Consider the following 14,335-nt stretch of genomic DNA (forward strand, 5'->3'; position numbering starts at 1 on the left):
GACACATATCTATAAAGAAACAAAAGGCTCGTTTTCAATAGAAAACGAGCCTTTATTTATGAATAAGATTTCGACTTATTTTTTCGCTTTTTGTTGCTCTGCTTGCTCCATCAATTCTTTCATTTTCTTCTGAAACTTACCTTGTTTTTTGGGTTTTTTCTTATTCTCCTGAATCTTAGCATGAATTTTATCTTCGTCTATAATCACATTCTTAATCACTAACATAATACCAATTGTAATTAGGTTAGAAATAAAATAGTATAGCGATAATCCACTTGCATAGTTATTAAAGAACACCAACATCATTAATGGAGATAAATACATAATAAACTTCATATTAGGCATACCCGGTTGTTGCTGTTGCATAGTTTGTCCGGTAGTCATCATCATATAAATGAATATAGCGATAGAAGCTAAAATCGGAAATAAACTAATATGATCACCATAGAACGGAATTTCGAAAGGTAATTTTGCTATGGTATCATAACTGGATAAATCATCTGCCCACAAGAAACTTTTTTGCCTCAAATCAAAAGCACTAGGAAAGAAATTAAATAAAGCATAAAAGACAGGAATCTGCATCAGTGCTGGTAAACAACCACTCATTGGGCTTGCTCCCGCCTTACTATACAAAGCCATTGTTTCCTGTTGCTTTTTCATAGCATTGTCTTTATACTTCTCAGAAATTTCAGCTATTTCAGGCTTTAGTATTTTCATCTTTGCCTGAGAAACATAAGACTTATAAGTAACTGGTGATAATACAATTCTCACAACAATGGTCATTACAACAATTGCAATACCATAAGGAAGGAAACCGCTTAAGAAACCAAAAAACGGAATAAATATATATCTATTTATCACTCCGAATATCCCCCAACCTAATGGCACAATCTCGTCTAGATTACGTTCATAAGAACTTAGAATATCATAATCAGTAGGGCCATAATACCAGTTCATATTATAACTCAATTCTCCACCCTGCAGTTCTAATGGAATAGATGCTGCAAACTCTTTAGTTACCTTTATATCCTTATCATCTAATTCACTAGTACTGGCAACATTTTTAGATGCTAACGTAGCTGTTTTAAAAGGAGTATCTGTTAATAAAATAGACGTGAAGAAATGCTGTTTAAATCCTATCCAACTAATCTGTTCCTCCTGATCTTCGTCAAACTCTCCCTGTCCTGTAAAATCATCCTTCCCTCCTTCATACTCATAATGAATATCTGTATACCTGTTTTCATAAGAAGCACTTTTGGCTTGTCTAATAGCTTGTAGTTTCCAATCTAAGTTAATAGCTTGACTACTATTAATCACCTGTTGTAAACCCTGTGACTTGATTGAAAAATCTAACATATAGTCATTAGGCTTCAATTCATAGCGATATTCTAGAAATTTAGATTCCGAAACCTTCAGTTTCATAGATAAAACAGTATTATCACCATTTTTAGTTACAGTAGGCTCAAAAAACAGATCTTTTGTATTCAGGATTCTGTTGTCTGTTGTTCCAAAATTAATATTGAAAGAAGCGTTTTTTCCATCTTTTATAAGATACAATGGAACTGAATCATACGTTTTGAAGTTTTTAAGCAAAGCTTCTTGTATATAACCTCCTCTATTATTAATTTTTAAACTTAAAACTTCATTTTCTATTTTGGTTACACTTTCTTTAGCAGATGGTAAACTTGCAGCATATGCAAATGCTCCTAACTGAGATTTTGCAGCTACTAATGCTAACGAATCTTGTGGGTTAGCAACAATAGCTTCACTTTCTTTTATAAACTCGGTTGTTTTGTTTTCTTCGGTCTTTTGTTCAGCTTCAACCTGTTCTTGTTTTGCTTTTTCTGCCTCTATTTCTTCTGGAGTAGGTTTATTTACGTAAAACATCCACGCAAAAATTCCAAATATCAGTACAAATCCAATTACAGTATTAAGATCAAATTTCTTTTCTTCCATTGATATGTGTATAAAAAAGCCTTTATTATATTACATAGAAAGGCTTTCTAAAATTATATTACTTTTTTTATTGTCAATTATCTAGCCACTTAAGATCCTTGTGCCACTTTGGCATCTTTCTTACAATTAGAGTATTCTACCGCTGCTTTTACAAAAGCAACAAATAATGGATGAGGATCGGCTACGGTACTTTTATACTCTGGATGATACTGTACACCAACAAACCAAGGGTGCTCAGGAATTTCTATAATTTCTACCAGTCCCGTTTTAGGATTGATTCCGGTAGTTCTAAGTCCTGCATTTTCTAATTGTTCCTTATATTGATCATTGTATTCGTAACGATGGCGATGACGTTCAGCTATTAAAGATGTCCCATAAGCTTCAGACACTTTACTATCTTCTATTAATTCACAGTCCCAGGCCCCTAATCGCATAGTACCTCCCATATCTGTGATGTTCTTTTGTTCTTCCATCAGATTAATAACTGGGTTAGTAGTATTTTCATCTACTTCTACAGAACAAGCATCTTTAAGACCTAGTACATTACGAGAGTATTCTATCACAGCCATCTGCATTCCTAAACAAATCCCGAAAAATGGTAATTTATTTTCTCTGGCGAACTGTACTGCTTTTATCTTACCTTCTATACCTCTCTCTCCAAATCCAGGAGCTACTAAAACCCCATCCAGATGTGCGATTTTATTTTCTATAGTCTTGTCATCGATATATTCTGAGTGTATACTTTCTACATTTACCTTTACCTCGTTTTCCGCACCAGCATGTATAAAAGCTTCCAGAATGGATTTATAAGAATCTTGCAATTCTACATACTTCCCGATAAGACCAATGGTTACTTCACATTTTGGGTTTTTATGTCGCTTAAGAAAATCGTTCCACTTATCTAAATTTGGAACATTATCATCTCTAAGTACTAATTGTTTTAATACTACTGCGTCCAACCCTTCTTCTAACATCAAATTAGGAACATCATAGATTGTAGAAGCATCAATAGACTGTATAACAGCCTCTTGTCTTACATTACAGAACAAAGCTAGTTTTCTGCGGAGATCTTCTGATAACTCATGTTCTGTTCTACATACTAAAATATCAGCTTTGATACCACTTTCCATTAAGGTTTTTACGCTATGCTGTGTTGGCTTAGTTTTCAGTTCTCCTGCAGCCGAGAGATATGGTATTAATGTAAGGTGAATCACTAAAGCATTTGTATCTCCTAATTCCCATTTAAGCTGACGAACGGCTTCAATGTATGGTAAAGATTCTATATCACCAACAGTACCTCCTATCTCCGTAATTACAATATCATAATCACCACTTTTTCCTAGAATCTGAATTCTTTCTTTGATTTCATTAGTGATATGCGGCACGACCTGAACTGTTTTTCCCAGAAATTCACCACGACGTTCTTTTTCAATCACGCTCTGATAAATTCTACCTGTGGTTACATTATTAGCTTGTGAAGTAGGAGTATTAAGAAAACGCTCATAATGTCCTAGGTCAAGATCTGTTTCTGCTCCATCATCAGTAACATAACATTCTCCATGCTCATAAGGATTTAATGTTCCTGGATCAACATTAATATATGGATCCAGTTTCTGAATCGTAACTCTGTATCCTCTTGCCTGAAGCAGTTTTGCTAAAGAAGCTGCTATAATTCCTTTTCCTAATGAAGAAGATACGCCTCCGGTTACAAAAACATATTTGGTATTAGCCATGTAAACTTAACTATTTGTTCGGTTGTGTTTAAATTTTGCGCAAAAATACAAAGAAGTACCCAAACAGGGCATTGAGTTCATTGAAAATAAGGCAATATTTATATAACTTATTCATAATCCTCTAACAGCATAAAAAACTGAAAACGAATTCTTAAAGTTGTGACGTCCTGAATAATCGTTACAGGAATTAATAAATACAAGGTAGCAATTTTAATTTGCTACCTTTTGTTTTTTGTAGCTTTTTCTTTTTAATTTATTTTGTTGATGCATTTGATCAGGTGTTAACATTGAATTAGATAAATGAGGTCTTATCTGATTATAAATGCGGATTGCATTTTGAACCAGTTTGGTTTTGATTTGCATTGAAGTATCATACTTGTCAATAGCAAATTCTTGTTTAAGAATTCCATTAATTCTTTCTGCTATGGCATTTTCGTAAGGGTCATATTTTTCAGTCATACTAGGGCTAATATTATTGATGTTTAATGTTTTTTGATATTCATTGGAACAATACTGTAATCCTCTATCGGAATGATGAATTATAGGTTTTTCATTATAATCTCTATTAGAAATAGCCATATCTAAAGCTGTTAAAGATCCTTTTACACTTAGACTATTTGATACATTATATCCCATTATTTTTTTAGAATAAGCATCCGTGATTAAAGCCAAATAACATGGATTTTCCCTATTTCCTATATAAGTTATATCACTGACCCATACTTGTTCTGGTCTGATAAATTCAACATCTTTTATTCGATTTTTATGTTTTCTAAATCTATGATGAGAATCCGTAGTTACATGATAATTCTTTTTAGGTAAAATCAACAAGTTATTAGCCTTTAGTATTTTAAATAGCTTATCGCGACCAACTCCGATTACTTTGAGTTGAGATTTTAAAAGATGAAATAATTTTCTTGTACCGATTCTAGGCATTGATATGCGAATGGTATTTACTAAATCAATTACCTTTTTACTTAGTTTTTGTTTGTCTTGATAAGACCGAATAGCTCTATAATACACCTGTCTATTCACCCCGAGTAAATCACAGGTAGCAGTTATGCTTTCTTGTTTTTCTTGGCTATATTTTTCGATAACTCGGGTACGTGCTTTTTTCTGATCGGAATATTAAATTCCTCTTCGGCGATATCAATCATCATATCAAATATAATTGCTTTCTTATCCGCACGCTCTGCTAAAAATTCAGCTCTTGCTTTTTGTTTCTCTAAAAGCTTGACTTGCTGTTCTAATTCTAAAATACGTTGTTCAGGTGTTTTGGACATGGATCTATTTACACTAAAATCATAATCAAATTTACCATATTTTTTTAACCAAGTGCGAATCGTAGATCTTGCTTGAATACCATACTTATCCAAAGCTTGAGTTCTTGTTAATAAGCCTTGTTCAATCTCTTGAACAACTTGTAGCTTAAAGGATAAACTGTAATCCTTCTGTGTACGCTTTACATAATTTGAATGTAATGACTCCATAAATAACATTTTAGTGTAACGATATTTCAGGACGAGACTAGTCTTAAATAAAAAATCCTGCCTCAATAAGACAGGATTTTTTATTTATAACAAAATTAAATTTTATTCTTCTTCTGAAGCTACCTCTTCAGGCTCATTAAAATCAGTAATTCCTTTAGCTTGTAAAATATTATACCATTGTATTACTTTCTTCATATCACTGACATACACTCTATCTTCATCATAATCAGGCAATATTTCACTAAAATATGATTCTAACTTATTCTTAGATTCCTTATGACTAATCGATTTTTCGCCATTTTCTTTTTCCTGAATTCTTTTAAAAATCTCTCTTAGAGGAACTTCTTCAGTAAAAGTATAGATAGCAATTTCGCTAAGAATACTTACATTGTTTTGTATGCTAACAGATAGTCTTTTCCCGTCTGCTAGTGATTCTGCAACAAATCCATTACGAGTTTGTGCTTTCAATTCGTATAAACCTGGTTTTCCAGAAATCGATAATATTTTGTCTAAGCTCATAAATTTCTTTTCAAAGTTGGCAAATATCAGCAGTTCATTTTTAAAAATCAAACATTAACCAATATAAATTATAATATAATACTTGTATTAATTATGTATTATAATTCTTTTTAACGTCCTTTTTTAGCAAGTGGAAACCTCATTCTGTACTCTGCACTAATCTTACCTTTAGAAATATTAGTGAGCTTTCCTTTAATCAAACGTTTTTTAAGACTGGATAGTTTGTCTGTGAACAAAACCCCCTCTATGTGATCATACTCATGTTGAATAACTCTCGCCGCAAGACCACTATAGGTTTCAGTATATCCTACAAAGTTTTCATCAAAATAGTTGATCTTGATTGTTTCTTTTCTAAATACATCTTCCCTAATTTCAGGAATACTAAGGCATCCTTCACAAAAAGACCATTCTTCTCCAGTTTCCTCGACAATTGTAGCATTTATAAAGACTTTTTTAAATCCTTTAAGTACTTCTCTTTCTTCTTCGGAAAGTTCCTCATCATCGGCAAAAGGTTCCGCATCTACCAAAAATAAGCGTATCGGAAGTCCAATTTGCGGAGCAGCCAACCCAACACCATGCGCGTTGTACATAGTTTCAAACATATTTTCGAGCAATTCTGATAGCTTAGGATAATCTTTTGTAATCTCCTTTGCTTTTTTCTTTAATACCGGATCACCGTATGCTACAATTGGTAAAATCATTTAAAATGTATACTTTTTAATGGATAGTGAATAATCCAAATTTATTAATTTATAATTAAAGATTTTTCGAAGCTGTTATTCTACTTGAAATAAAAATTGCTGTCAATTCTTTAGCTTCATTTAAAACTTGTTCTAATTCATTTCCATTCATTAATTTTTCATCTCTAAGAAATTCAGTCCAAAAAATGCATTCATCTGCTTCCTCAATAACAATACTTAACTTTGAAACAAAACCTTTCTTAGTTTGTGCTAAACAAGCTGCTCTATAATTCGCAGCAACTGATGTAGAGCATCTTATTAATTGACCTTCTATGTGCTTACCTAGTTTATTAGTTGGAAGACTAAGTGCTAATTTAACACATTGATGGGCAAAGTTTTTTGATCTAATCTTTAAGTCCATCGAGAGGAGATATTATTCATTATACAATATACCCTATAAATTATAAAGATAATCCTGAAGTATGATAGTAGCACTAATCTGGTCTACTAATGCCTTATCTCTTCTTTTCTTTTTTGATATTCCACTTGCAATCATCGTATCAAAAGCCATTTTAGACGTAAATCGCTCATCTATCCTTTTTACAGGAATATCAGGCAATAGTTTTGCTAGTTTTTCTAAAAACGGTTTGATTAACTTTTCACTCTCCGAAGCTTCTCCGTGCAAACGTTTTGGCTCGCCAACAACAAATAACTCTACTTCTTCCTCTGTTATGTAGTTTTTCAACCAACCTAATAGCTCCTTGGTATCTACTGTTGTTAATCCAGAAGCTATGATCTTGGATTCGTCTGTAACCGCAATCCCACATCGCTTTCCTCCATAATCTATTGCTAAAATCCTCGCCATAATTTATTTTGTGCAAAAGTATGACATTATTATAAAATAGTAAGAATTATTAAGAGTATCCTAAAATATGTAATCAGCATATGTTTTTCCGATGAAGCTGTTATCTTTACCAAAATTTTTTAATAAATGAACCAACTAAAAGAAACTATAGAAAAAGCTTGGGATAACAGAGAGCTTTTAAAAGAACCAAGAACTCAGGATGCCATTAGAGAAGTTGTAGACTTACTAGACGCTGGAGAACTTCGTGTAGCAGAACCAATAGAAGGTGGATGGCAAGTAAACGAGTGGGTAAAAAAGGGAGTTGTACTTTATTTCCCAATCCAAAAAATGGAAACATTAGAAGCAGGTATTTTTGAATACCACGATAAGATTCCTCTAAAAAAAGGATATAAAGCAAAAGGAATTAGAGTGGTTCCTAACGCAGTTGCACGTCACGGAGCATATATTTCTCCAGGCACCATCTTAATGCCTAGTTATGTTAATATCGGTGCCTATGTAGATGAAGGAACTATGGTAGATACCTGGGCAACAGTAGGTAGTTGTGCACAAATTGGCAAAAATGTACATCTAAGTGGAGGTGTTGGAATCGGTGGTGTTTTAGAACCTTTGCAAGCTGCTCCTGTTATCATTGAAGATAATGCTTTTATCGGATCCAGATGTATCGTTGTTGAAGGTGTTCGTGTAGAAACTGAAGCGGTACTAGGCGCAAATGTTGTATTAACTGCTTCCACAAAAATTATTGATGTTACCGGAGACACTCCTGTAGAACGAAAAGGAGTAGTACCGGCAAGATCGGTGGTTATACCAGGAAGTTACACAAAAAAATTCGCTGCAGGTGAGTATAACGTTCCTTGTGCACTAATTATCGGTAAACGAAAAGAGAGTACTAACAAAAAGACTTCTCTTAATGATGCATTGAGAGAGCACGATGTAGCTGTTTAGTTACAAATAAAATATGTATACTTGTGAGCTTGTCTTTTTTTTAGACAGGCTCATTGTTTTAATTGATAGTCCTGCAAATGAAAATATTAGTTATTCAGCAAAAAATGATAGGCGATGTGCTTACCAGCACTATTATTTGTGAAGCACTAAAAAAAGAATACCCAAAAGCCACTATTGATTATCTTGTAAACTCTAGCACAAAACCAGTTATTCAAGAAAATCCGTTTTTCGATCATATTATCGAATTCAAGAACGAATATCGTGACAGCAAAAAGGAATTCTATTCGTTTTTAAAAGAAATAAAAAAAACAAAATACGATTTGGTCATTGATGCCTATGGAAAATTAGAAAGCAACCTCATCTCCTACTTTTCTAAAGCTCCTAAAAAAGTATCTTTTTACAAATGGTACACCCGATTTCTGTATCCTAAAGTTATTTACAGAAAAGCAGCACCTATTACCAATGCTTCTATAGCAATAGAAAATAGGTTGAGATTGGTCTACGAAGAAGACAAAATTACCTCTAATCTCATTCGACCGAAAATTTTCTTATCAGAGGAGGAAAGGAACACATCTAAATCATATCTAAAAGATAATGGAATTACCTCAGAAATTCCTCTTATAATGATTAGTGTTTTAGGTAGTGAAATAAGAAAAACACTGCCTTTTGACTATATGGCAAAGGTAATCAATGAAATTGTTGCTACAATGAATGCTAATATTCTATTTAACTATATTCCAAGTCAAGAAAAAGATGCAAAAGCAATTTATGACTTAACCACAAAGAACACTCAAAATCATATTCATTTTAATGTATTTGGAAAAAGTTTGCGCGAGTTTATTGCAATTCTTTCTCACTGCGATGTCTTAATCGGAAATGAAGGTGGAGCGGTCAATATGGCCAAAGCTCTCGATAAACCAACATTCACCATTTTCTCTCCCTGGATTATTAAAAAAGACTGGAATATGTTTGAAGATGGTGTAAAACACGATTCAGTACATCTTTATGATTTTAAACCTGAATTATATGGAGATAAGACTCCAAAAGAGATGAAAAATAAAGCACTGGAATTATACAAAAGCTTTTCGACCGATCTTATTATTCCTAGCTTAAGGTCTTATCTTAACCACTTAAAATTCTAATCTGCGTTAGTCTTTTTCGATTCCGAAAGGAGTTCTAATTACGTTATCTTTTTTGGTAACTTTTCGAATTGCATTATTTCTAGTGATCATTTCGGGCTGCACATATCCCCTTTCGTGGTAAAGATGTAAACAAATAGCACTATATCGTATCTGCTTTGCTTTGATTCCTAAATTGAACAACCGCTCTCCTATTTCTCTATCTTCTCCTCCATATTGCATACGTTCATCAAAACCATTGACCAATAAAACATCTTTTTTCCAGCCAGAAACATTCATACCGTCCCAAGTGGCTTTGGTAGGAGTCATGAAATTAAGAAAGCGTTCTTTAAACCCTTTAGAAGTTAATTTATTCAGTTTAAATGAAGATGCAAGTCCCTGCTCTTTTAGCCAATTTGCATCAAAACATCTTTGGCTTTCTATATCTTCTTTAGAAATTTGTTTTGATATATCCTTCGGCAATTTAAAATAACCTCCAGATAAAAACCAACCTGGTTTTCTCAATTGCAAATGTTTTTCAATGAAATCTTTCCTAGGTATACAATCTCCATCTGTAAATAACAAATAATCTGAGTTAGCAAGCGGAATTGCCTTATTTAGAATTTCCGTTTTCCTAAATCCTTTATCCTCATGCCAGATATGCTCTATTCGTAATTTAGTTGTTTTAGAAAATTCTGAGATCACTTTCTTGGTATCTTCTCCAGAACCGTCATCGGCAATAATCATCTCAAAGTTATTGATACTCTGGCTTTCATAACCCAATAATACTTTTTGCAACCATTCTGGTTGATTATAAGTACTTATGATTACTGTTATTACTGATAATTGCATTGGCGTAAAAATAGTTATTTTTGCACGATACCTTTACAAATAAAGCATCAATCAATATCAAAAAAAACCGAATGGTTAAACTATCAGCTGTTATCATCACTTACAATGAAGAAAAAAAAATAGAGAGATGCTTGTCTTCTTTGGTTGGTGTTGTTGATGAGATTGTGGTTGTGGACTCTTTCTCTACGGATAGAACAGAGGATATCTGTAAACAGTTTAATGTCAAATTCGTTAAGCAGCAATTTCTAGGATATATAGAACAAAAGAATTTCGCCATTACACAAGCTTCTAATGATCATATTATCTCTTTAGATGGCGATGAGGCTTTATCTTGCGAACTTCAGGATTCTTTAATTAAACTAAAATCTAATTGGGTTCATGATGGATATTATATGAATAGATATAATAATTTTTGTGGACAATGGATAAAGCACTCGGATTGGTATCCTGACAAGAAACTTAGAGCATTTATAAAAGGAAAAGGAGAATGGCAAGGAATCAATCCACATGATTCTTTTAAACTAACCAATCCAAAATCCGCTTCAAAATTAAAAGGTGATATCCTGCATTGGAATTACGCTACATACCAAGAGTTTAACCTTAAAACTGATAAGTTTTCTACAATATCAGCGCAATCCTACTACGAGCTAGGAAAAAAAGCTCCTATTTGGAAAATCATTCTTAATCCAACTTGGGCATTTTTTAAGGCGTATTTTCTAAGGTTTGGGTTTCTAGATGGGTTTAATGGTTTTGTCATATGCATACAAACAGCAAATATTACTTTTCTAAAATATTCTAAACTTAGAGAATTGATAAAAAACAATAAATCTTCAAGCTAAAATTAATCTCTATATTTCTTTTTCCAAAAGAAAATCTTTCGTTTTAGTTTACGCTTGCCATGATAACGATTCTGAAACTCCTGTGTATATTGCCACATTAATTTAAATATATCTGACTCAGCCTCGTTTGTACATTTTGCATATTCATTACTCATTACTTTAATCATCGATTCATGAATGGTTAAACGAGCAAAGTTTTTTATTCTGGTTTCAAAACTCATTTCTCCAAACTCCATTCGATTAAGATCCACCAAATAAAATTCATATCCATTCTCTGTTCTCTCAATTAAAGTATTTCCAGGAGAATGGTCTAAAAAATTTACTCCATTCCTATGCAATTCATAAGTGAATCTGGTAAAAGCTCTTAATATATCTTCATGATCTGAAATACTAAAATCTGTAGTTAATTCTCGATACGTCAAATCACATTCCACCAACTCACTTACATAGAAGCTTTTTTTAAACAAAAACGGTGTTGTTTGCGTTTCATAAGAGATAGGAAATGGAGTTTTGATTCCTACATCCAATAATTTATTAGCGTACATAAAAGAACGCTCAGCTTTAGATTTTCTAAAAAAACGGTATGCAATCTGATTAATCACATTAGGAATCTTGAATGATTTTATAGTATACTTTTTATCATTCAGATTAACTATTTTAATAACATTACGTTCAGCATCACCTAGTATTTCATTATAATTCTCAAAATCTCTAATAGCCTCTTTTACTAGCGGCTTCAAATCTGTTTTGGAATTATGTACTACAAATCTATTTGGCATATATCTATATAATTGGAAAAACATTAATTGTCTTTCAAATACTTATCAATCCCGTTTTCACACCTTTTAATTCTACCTTCAATGGTTTTATTTTGAATTTCGTTTCCTTTATCTGGATTCTCCAACACTGCCTTTTTATGATAAATATGAAAACAAATTCCAGCAAATTTTAACCTTTTAGGCATTACTCCTAGAAAAGTCAATCGTTGTCCAAAATCATAATCCTCAAAACCCCAACCCAAAAAATCTTCGTTATACCCATTAATCTCGATTGCATCTTTTCGCCAATATGACATATTAGCTCCTCTTAACTTAGTACTAATGGCTGCATCTGGTTTTCTATTCTTATACACAAAAGGCAAATACAATATTCTCATACGCTTTTTAAGTCCGCTAGAAAAAATATTCAAATCCGCTTTCTTTTTAGCCATTAACTGCAAAGACTTTTCTTTGGTAATCGTCACTCTAGTGCCATAAAGAAACATTTTATCTTTACACGCATTCAAATGATCTTTTACAAAATGTTTATGCAGAATAATATCTCCATCAATTTGTATAATATAGTCCGATTTAATTTTTGCTATTGCTTTATTAAGGATTAAAGTCTTGGTAAAACCATTATCCTCATGCCATATATGATGTAATGATACAGGGAAATTCTTTTTGTAGTTATTTATCAATGATCTGGTTTCTTCTGCAGAACCATCATCAGCTATTATGACCTCCGTTGGCAATACAGATTGCTTAAGAACACTTCCTAAAACTAAATCCAGCGCTTCCGGCCAATTATAGGTAGAAATCAATAAAGCTACGCTTGGGTGGTTTTTCATACTTTCAAATTTCTAAAATCCAAAGACCTTATTTACCCATAAAGGTAAAGTATATGTATCATAGATTTCTTTTGGAATTGGCTCATATGGTGTTTCAAAAAAAGATTTAGGGATCTCTATATTCTTTTTATCCACTATCAAAATATTATTTGGATTATAAAAATCATAAGTAGCAATATCCTTATTCGTTGTAATCAGCTTTTTAGAAAACCCCATACTTTCAAAAACCCTAAAGGTTAAACCAGATTGATTCTCACGATGTACATCTAATAAAACATTAGACTGAGCGATCAAACCTTCTACTTCCTGTAAATCCATAGTTTTTTTTGTGTACAAAATATGGGTGTCATCTTTATGTTCTTCGCTTTTACCTACAATTACAATTTTATACTTAATATTTATTTTATCTAATGCTTTAGCTATATTCTGAATCACAACATCTCTCTTTCCAGAAGAACTAATATTAAAAACTTCTTGTTTTAGAGTTTCTTCACTTGATAATTCTTCTTTATAAATAAAATTGGTGATAAAAGAAAAACTGAAACGCTCTACATCATCCTTTTCGAAAGAAAATGCCTTATCAAACTCATTATAGATCTTTGCGATCTTGGGAGATCTTTTATAATTATCATTAAAAAAGCCAAGTAAATTATCCGTGTAAGGGCGTATCTTTTTAATAAAATCCGGGTTCAAAAAATCACCTTTTATAATCAATATTTTATCTTGATGCCCATTCTTGTTTAGTTCCTCAAGAATTTTTTTCTCTAAAAACTTCTTTTTTATGTTATATTTAAAAAATAGTTTTGCAAAGAAATTAAAAACCTTATGAAAAAATGAAGGATACTTATAGCGCAGTTGGTAAAAATTGATTTGGCACACCTTTATCCCTCGACGCTCTAATTCTTTAGCAATGAATTGATTAAAACCCCAATTATCCAGGCTGATTAATGTAACTTTCATACAAATAAATATTGTACAATATTAAGAATTATAATAAAACAACAGTCTAGTTTTGGTTTAAAACTGACTAATAATAATTTTCTATAACTCAAAAAAATAAGCAGATCGATGGATTACGATAATAAACCCGATAATTATTTTAATAACTCACGTCATGAAATGTTAGATTTTCTTCCCGAAAACACTAAAACATTATTAGATGTTGGATGTGGTGAAGGAGCTTTTGCTTCTTTCATTAAAGAAAAACATCAAACGGAAACCTGGGGAATTGAATTAATGAAAGAAGAAGGGGAAAAAGCAAAAAAATTACTCGACAAAGTTTTTATTGGAGAAGTAGAAAATTTTATCGATGAGCTTCCTGATGAGCATTTTGATGCTATCTATTTCAATGATGTTTTAGAACATCTTGTAGATCCATATATGGTGTTGGAGAAGATTAAAAGCAAATTATCTAAAGACGGAGTAATCATTAGTTCTATTCCAAACATGAGGTATCATAGTGCCTTAAAAAACTTAGTTCTTAATAAGGACTGGGAATATCAGGATCACGGAATCATGGATAAAACACATCTAAGATTCTTTACAGGAAAAAGTATCGCCAATATGTATACTCGTTTAGGATATAAAATTTTAACACATAAAGGTATCAATAAGACAAAATCTATCAAGCCTTATCTTTACAATCTTCCGTTATTTTTCACAGCAATGGATATGCGTTATTTGCAATATGCTACGGTAGTAAAAAAATAACTATTAAAATTATTGATACTAA

Annotated in this window: 16 protein-coding genes; 4 read left to right on the forward strand and 12 right to left on the reverse strand. The window is 32.2% G+C overall.

Features of this window, described 5'->3' with window-relative positions; translation table 11 throughout:
• Positions 1 to 75: 75 nt before the first annotated feature.
• From yidC to ruvX, 8 genes are all read right to left on the reverse strand, one after another.
• Positions 76 to 1,956 carry a membrane protein insertase YidC gene (gene yidC / locus D1818_RS07705; RefSeq protein WP_118457647.1) on the reverse strand — a complete coding sequence of 627 codons (1,881 nt, stop codon included), beginning with the start codon at positions 1,954 to 1,956 and terminating at the stop codon, positions 76 to 78.
• A gap of 89 nt (positions 1,957 to 2,045) precedes the next feature.
• Positions 2,046 to 3,689: a CTP synthase gene (locus tag D1818_RS07710; protein WP_118457649.1), complete on the reverse strand. Its 1,644-nt coding sequence runs from the start codon at positions 3,687 to 3,689 to the stop codon at positions 2,046 to 2,048.
• A gap of 210 nt (positions 3,690 to 3,899) precedes the next feature.
• Positions 3,900 to 4,784, reverse strand: coding sequence for an IS3 family transposase (locus tag D1818_RS07715; RefSeq protein WP_205487267.1), 885 nt, complete (start codon positions 4,782 to 4,784; stop codon positions 3,900 to 3,902).
• Positions 4,748 to 5,179 (reverse strand): helix-turn-helix domain-containing protein, encoded by a 432-nt coding sequence (locus D1818_RS25580; protein ID WP_205487253.1) that lies wholly within the window; start codon positions 5,177 to 5,179, stop codon positions 4,748 to 4,750. Before D1818_RS25580 ends, D1818_RS07715 begins: the two co-directional genes overlap by 37 nt.
• Before the next feature lie 102 nt (positions 5,180 to 5,281).
• Entirely contained in the window at positions 5,282 to 5,698 is a 417-nt protein-coding gene (locus D1818_RS07720; protein WP_118457651.1) for a DUF5606 domain-containing protein, read from the reverse strand.
• Between the two features lie 110 nt (positions 5,699 to 5,808).
• Positions 5,809 to 6,399, reverse strand: a complete 591-nt coding sequence (gene def / locus D1818_RS07725) for a peptide deformylase (protein ID WP_118457653.1) — start codon at positions 6,397 to 6,399, stop codon at positions 5,809 to 5,811.
• A gap of 55 nt (positions 6,400 to 6,454) precedes the next feature.
• On the reverse strand, positions 6,455 to 6,799 hold the full coding sequence (locus D1818_RS07730) for a four helix bundle protein (RefSeq protein ID WP_118457654.1): 345 nt from the start codon (positions 6,797 to 6,799) through the stop codon (positions 6,455 to 6,457).
• A 33-nt stretch (positions 6,800 to 6,832) separates the two neighbouring features.
• Entirely contained in the window at positions 6,833 to 7,243 is a 411-nt protein-coding gene (gene ruvX / locus D1818_RS07735) for a Holliday junction resolvase RuvX (protein ID WP_118457657.1), read from the reverse strand.
• A gap of 126 nt (positions 7,244 to 7,369) precedes the next feature.
• Here ruvX and D1818_RS07740 point away from each other — a divergent pair, with 126 nt between their 5' ends.
• Both D1818_RS07740 and D1818_RS07745 read left to right on the forward strand, forming a co-directional pair.
• Positions 7,370 to 8,185, forward strand: a complete 816-nt coding sequence (locus D1818_RS07740) for a 2,3,4,5-tetrahydropyridine-2,6-dicarboxylate N-succinyltransferase (RefSeq protein ID WP_118457659.1) — start codon at positions 7,370 to 7,372, stop codon at positions 8,183 to 8,185.
• 77 nt (positions 8,186 to 8,262) lie between these two features.
• Positions 8,263 to 9,327, forward strand: coding sequence for a glycosyltransferase family 9 protein (locus D1818_RS07745; protein ID WP_118457661.1), 1,065 nt, complete (start codon positions 8,263 to 8,265; stop codon positions 9,325 to 9,327).
• A 6-nt stretch (positions 9,328 to 9,333) separates the two neighbouring features.
• Here the strand turns inward: D1818_RS07745 and D1818_RS07750 are convergent, their stop codons facing one another.
• Positions 9,334 to 10,155, reverse strand: coding sequence for a glycosyltransferase family 2 protein (locus D1818_RS07750; RefSeq protein WP_118457663.1), 822 nt, complete (start codon positions 10,153 to 10,155; stop codon positions 9,334 to 9,336).
• Positions 10,156 to 10,226: 71 nt separating this feature from the next.
• On the opposite strand from D1818_RS07750, the gene D1818_RS07755 reads away from it, so the two are divergent.
• Entirely contained in the window at positions 10,227 to 10,994 is a 768-nt protein-coding gene (locus D1818_RS07755) for a glycosyltransferase family 2 protein (RefSeq protein ID WP_118463592.1), read from the forward strand.
• Between the two features lie 2 nt (positions 10,995 to 10,996).
• Here D1818_RS07755 and D1818_RS07760 read toward each other — a convergent pair whose 3' ends face one another.
• Genes D1818_RS07760 through D1818_RS07770 form a run of 3 tightly spaced genes read right to left on the reverse strand, consistent with a single transcriptional unit; the run spans position 10,997 to position 13,563 of the window.
• Positions 10,997 to 11,773: a lipopolysaccharide kinase InaA family protein gene (locus D1818_RS07760; RefSeq protein WP_118463595.1), complete on the reverse strand. Its 777-nt coding sequence runs from the start codon at positions 11,771 to 11,773 to the stop codon at positions 10,997 to 10,999.
• A gap of 23 nt (positions 11,774 to 11,796) precedes the next feature.
• Complete coding sequence (locus tag D1818_RS07765) at positions 11,797 to 12,603, reverse strand: glycosyltransferase family 2 protein (protein ID WP_118457665.1); 807 nt, start codon at positions 12,601 to 12,603, stop codon at positions 11,797 to 11,799.
• Positions 12,604 to 12,615: 12 nt separating this feature from the next.
• Positions 12,616 to 13,563 carry a hypothetical protein gene (locus tag D1818_RS07770; RefSeq protein WP_118457667.1) on the reverse strand — a complete coding sequence of 316 codons (948 nt, stop codon included), beginning with the start codon at positions 13,561 to 13,563 and terminating at the stop codon, positions 12,616 to 12,618.
• Positions 13,564 to 13,671: 108 nt separating this feature from the next.
• On the opposite strand from D1818_RS07770, the gene D1818_RS07775 reads away from it, so the two are divergent.
• Positions 13,672 to 14,313, forward strand: coding sequence for a bifunctional 2-polyprenyl-6-hydroxyphenol methylase/3-demethylubiquinol 3-O-methyltransferase UbiG (locus D1818_RS07775; RefSeq protein ID WP_118457669.1), 642 nt, complete (start codon positions 13,672 to 13,674; stop codon positions 14,311 to 14,313).
• Positions 14,314 to 14,335: the final 22 nt, after the last annotated feature.

Source organism: Aquimarina sp. BL5, assembly GCF_003443675.1.
Lineage (GTDB): Bacteria > Bacteroidota > Bacteroidia > Flavobacteriales > Flavobacteriaceae > Aquimarina.

What these genes read in the sequence shown, in the direction of transcription:
- D1818_RS07710 (WP_118457649.1), bottom strand. Translation starts at nt 3,689, where the DNA reads ATGGCTAATACCAAATATGTTTTTGTAACCGGAGGCGTATCTTCTTCA.
- D1818_RS07765 (WP_118457665.1), bottom strand. Translation starts at nt 12,603, where the DNA reads ATGAAAAACCACCCAAGCGTAGCTTTATTGATTTCTACCTATAATTGG.
- D1818_RS07745 (WP_118457661.1), top strand. Translation starts at nt 8,263, where the DNA reads ATGAAAATATTAGTTATTCAGCAAAAAATGATAGGCGATGTGCTTACC.
- def (WP_118457653.1), bottom strand. Translation starts at nt 6,399, where the DNA reads ATGATTTTACCAATTGTAGCATACGGTGATCCGGTATTAAAGAAAAAA.
- yidC (WP_118457647.1), bottom strand. Translation starts at nt 1,956, where the DNA reads ATGGAAGAAAAGAAATTTGATCTTAATACTGTAATTGGATTTGTACTG.
- D1818_RS07770 (WP_118457667.1), bottom strand. Translation starts at nt 13,563, where the DNA reads ATGAAAGTTACATTAATCAGCCTGGATAATTGGGGTTTTAATCAATTC.
- ruvX (WP_118457657.1), bottom strand. Translation starts at nt 7,243, where the DNA reads ATGGCGAGGATTTTAGCAATAGATTATGGAGGAAAGCGATGTGGGATT.
- D1818_RS07730 (WP_118457654.1), bottom strand. Translation starts at nt 6,799, where the DNA reads ATGGACTTAAAGATTAGATCAAAAAACTTTGCCCATCAATGTGTTAAA.
- D1818_RS07755 (WP_118463592.1), top strand. Translation starts at nt 10,227, where the DNA reads ATGGTTAAACTATCAGCTGTTATCATCACTTACAATGAAGAAAAAAAA.
- D1818_RS07760 (WP_118463595.1), bottom strand. Translation starts at nt 11,773, where the DNA reads ATGCCAAATAGATTTGTAGTACATAATTCCAAAACAGATTTGAAGCCG.
- D1818_RS07750 (WP_118457663.1), bottom strand. Translation starts at nt 10,155, where the DNA reads ATGCAATTATCAGTAATAACAGTAATCATAAGTACTTATAATCAACCA.
- D1818_RS07740 (WP_118457659.1), top strand. Translation starts at nt 7,370, where the DNA reads ATGAACCAACTAAAAGAAACTATAGAAAAAGCTTGGGATAACAGAGAG.
- D1818_RS25580 (WP_205487253.1), bottom strand. Translation starts at nt 5,179, where the DNA reads ATGGAGTCATTACATTCAAATTATGTAAAGCGTACACAGAAGGATTAC.
- D1818_RS07720 (WP_118457651.1), bottom strand. Translation starts at nt 5,698, where the DNA reads ATGAGCTTAGACAAAATATTATCGATTTCTGGAAAACCAGGTTTATAC.
- D1818_RS07775 (WP_118457669.1), top strand. Translation starts at nt 13,672, where the DNA reads ATGGATTACGATAATAAACCCGATAATTATTTTAATAACTCACGTCAT.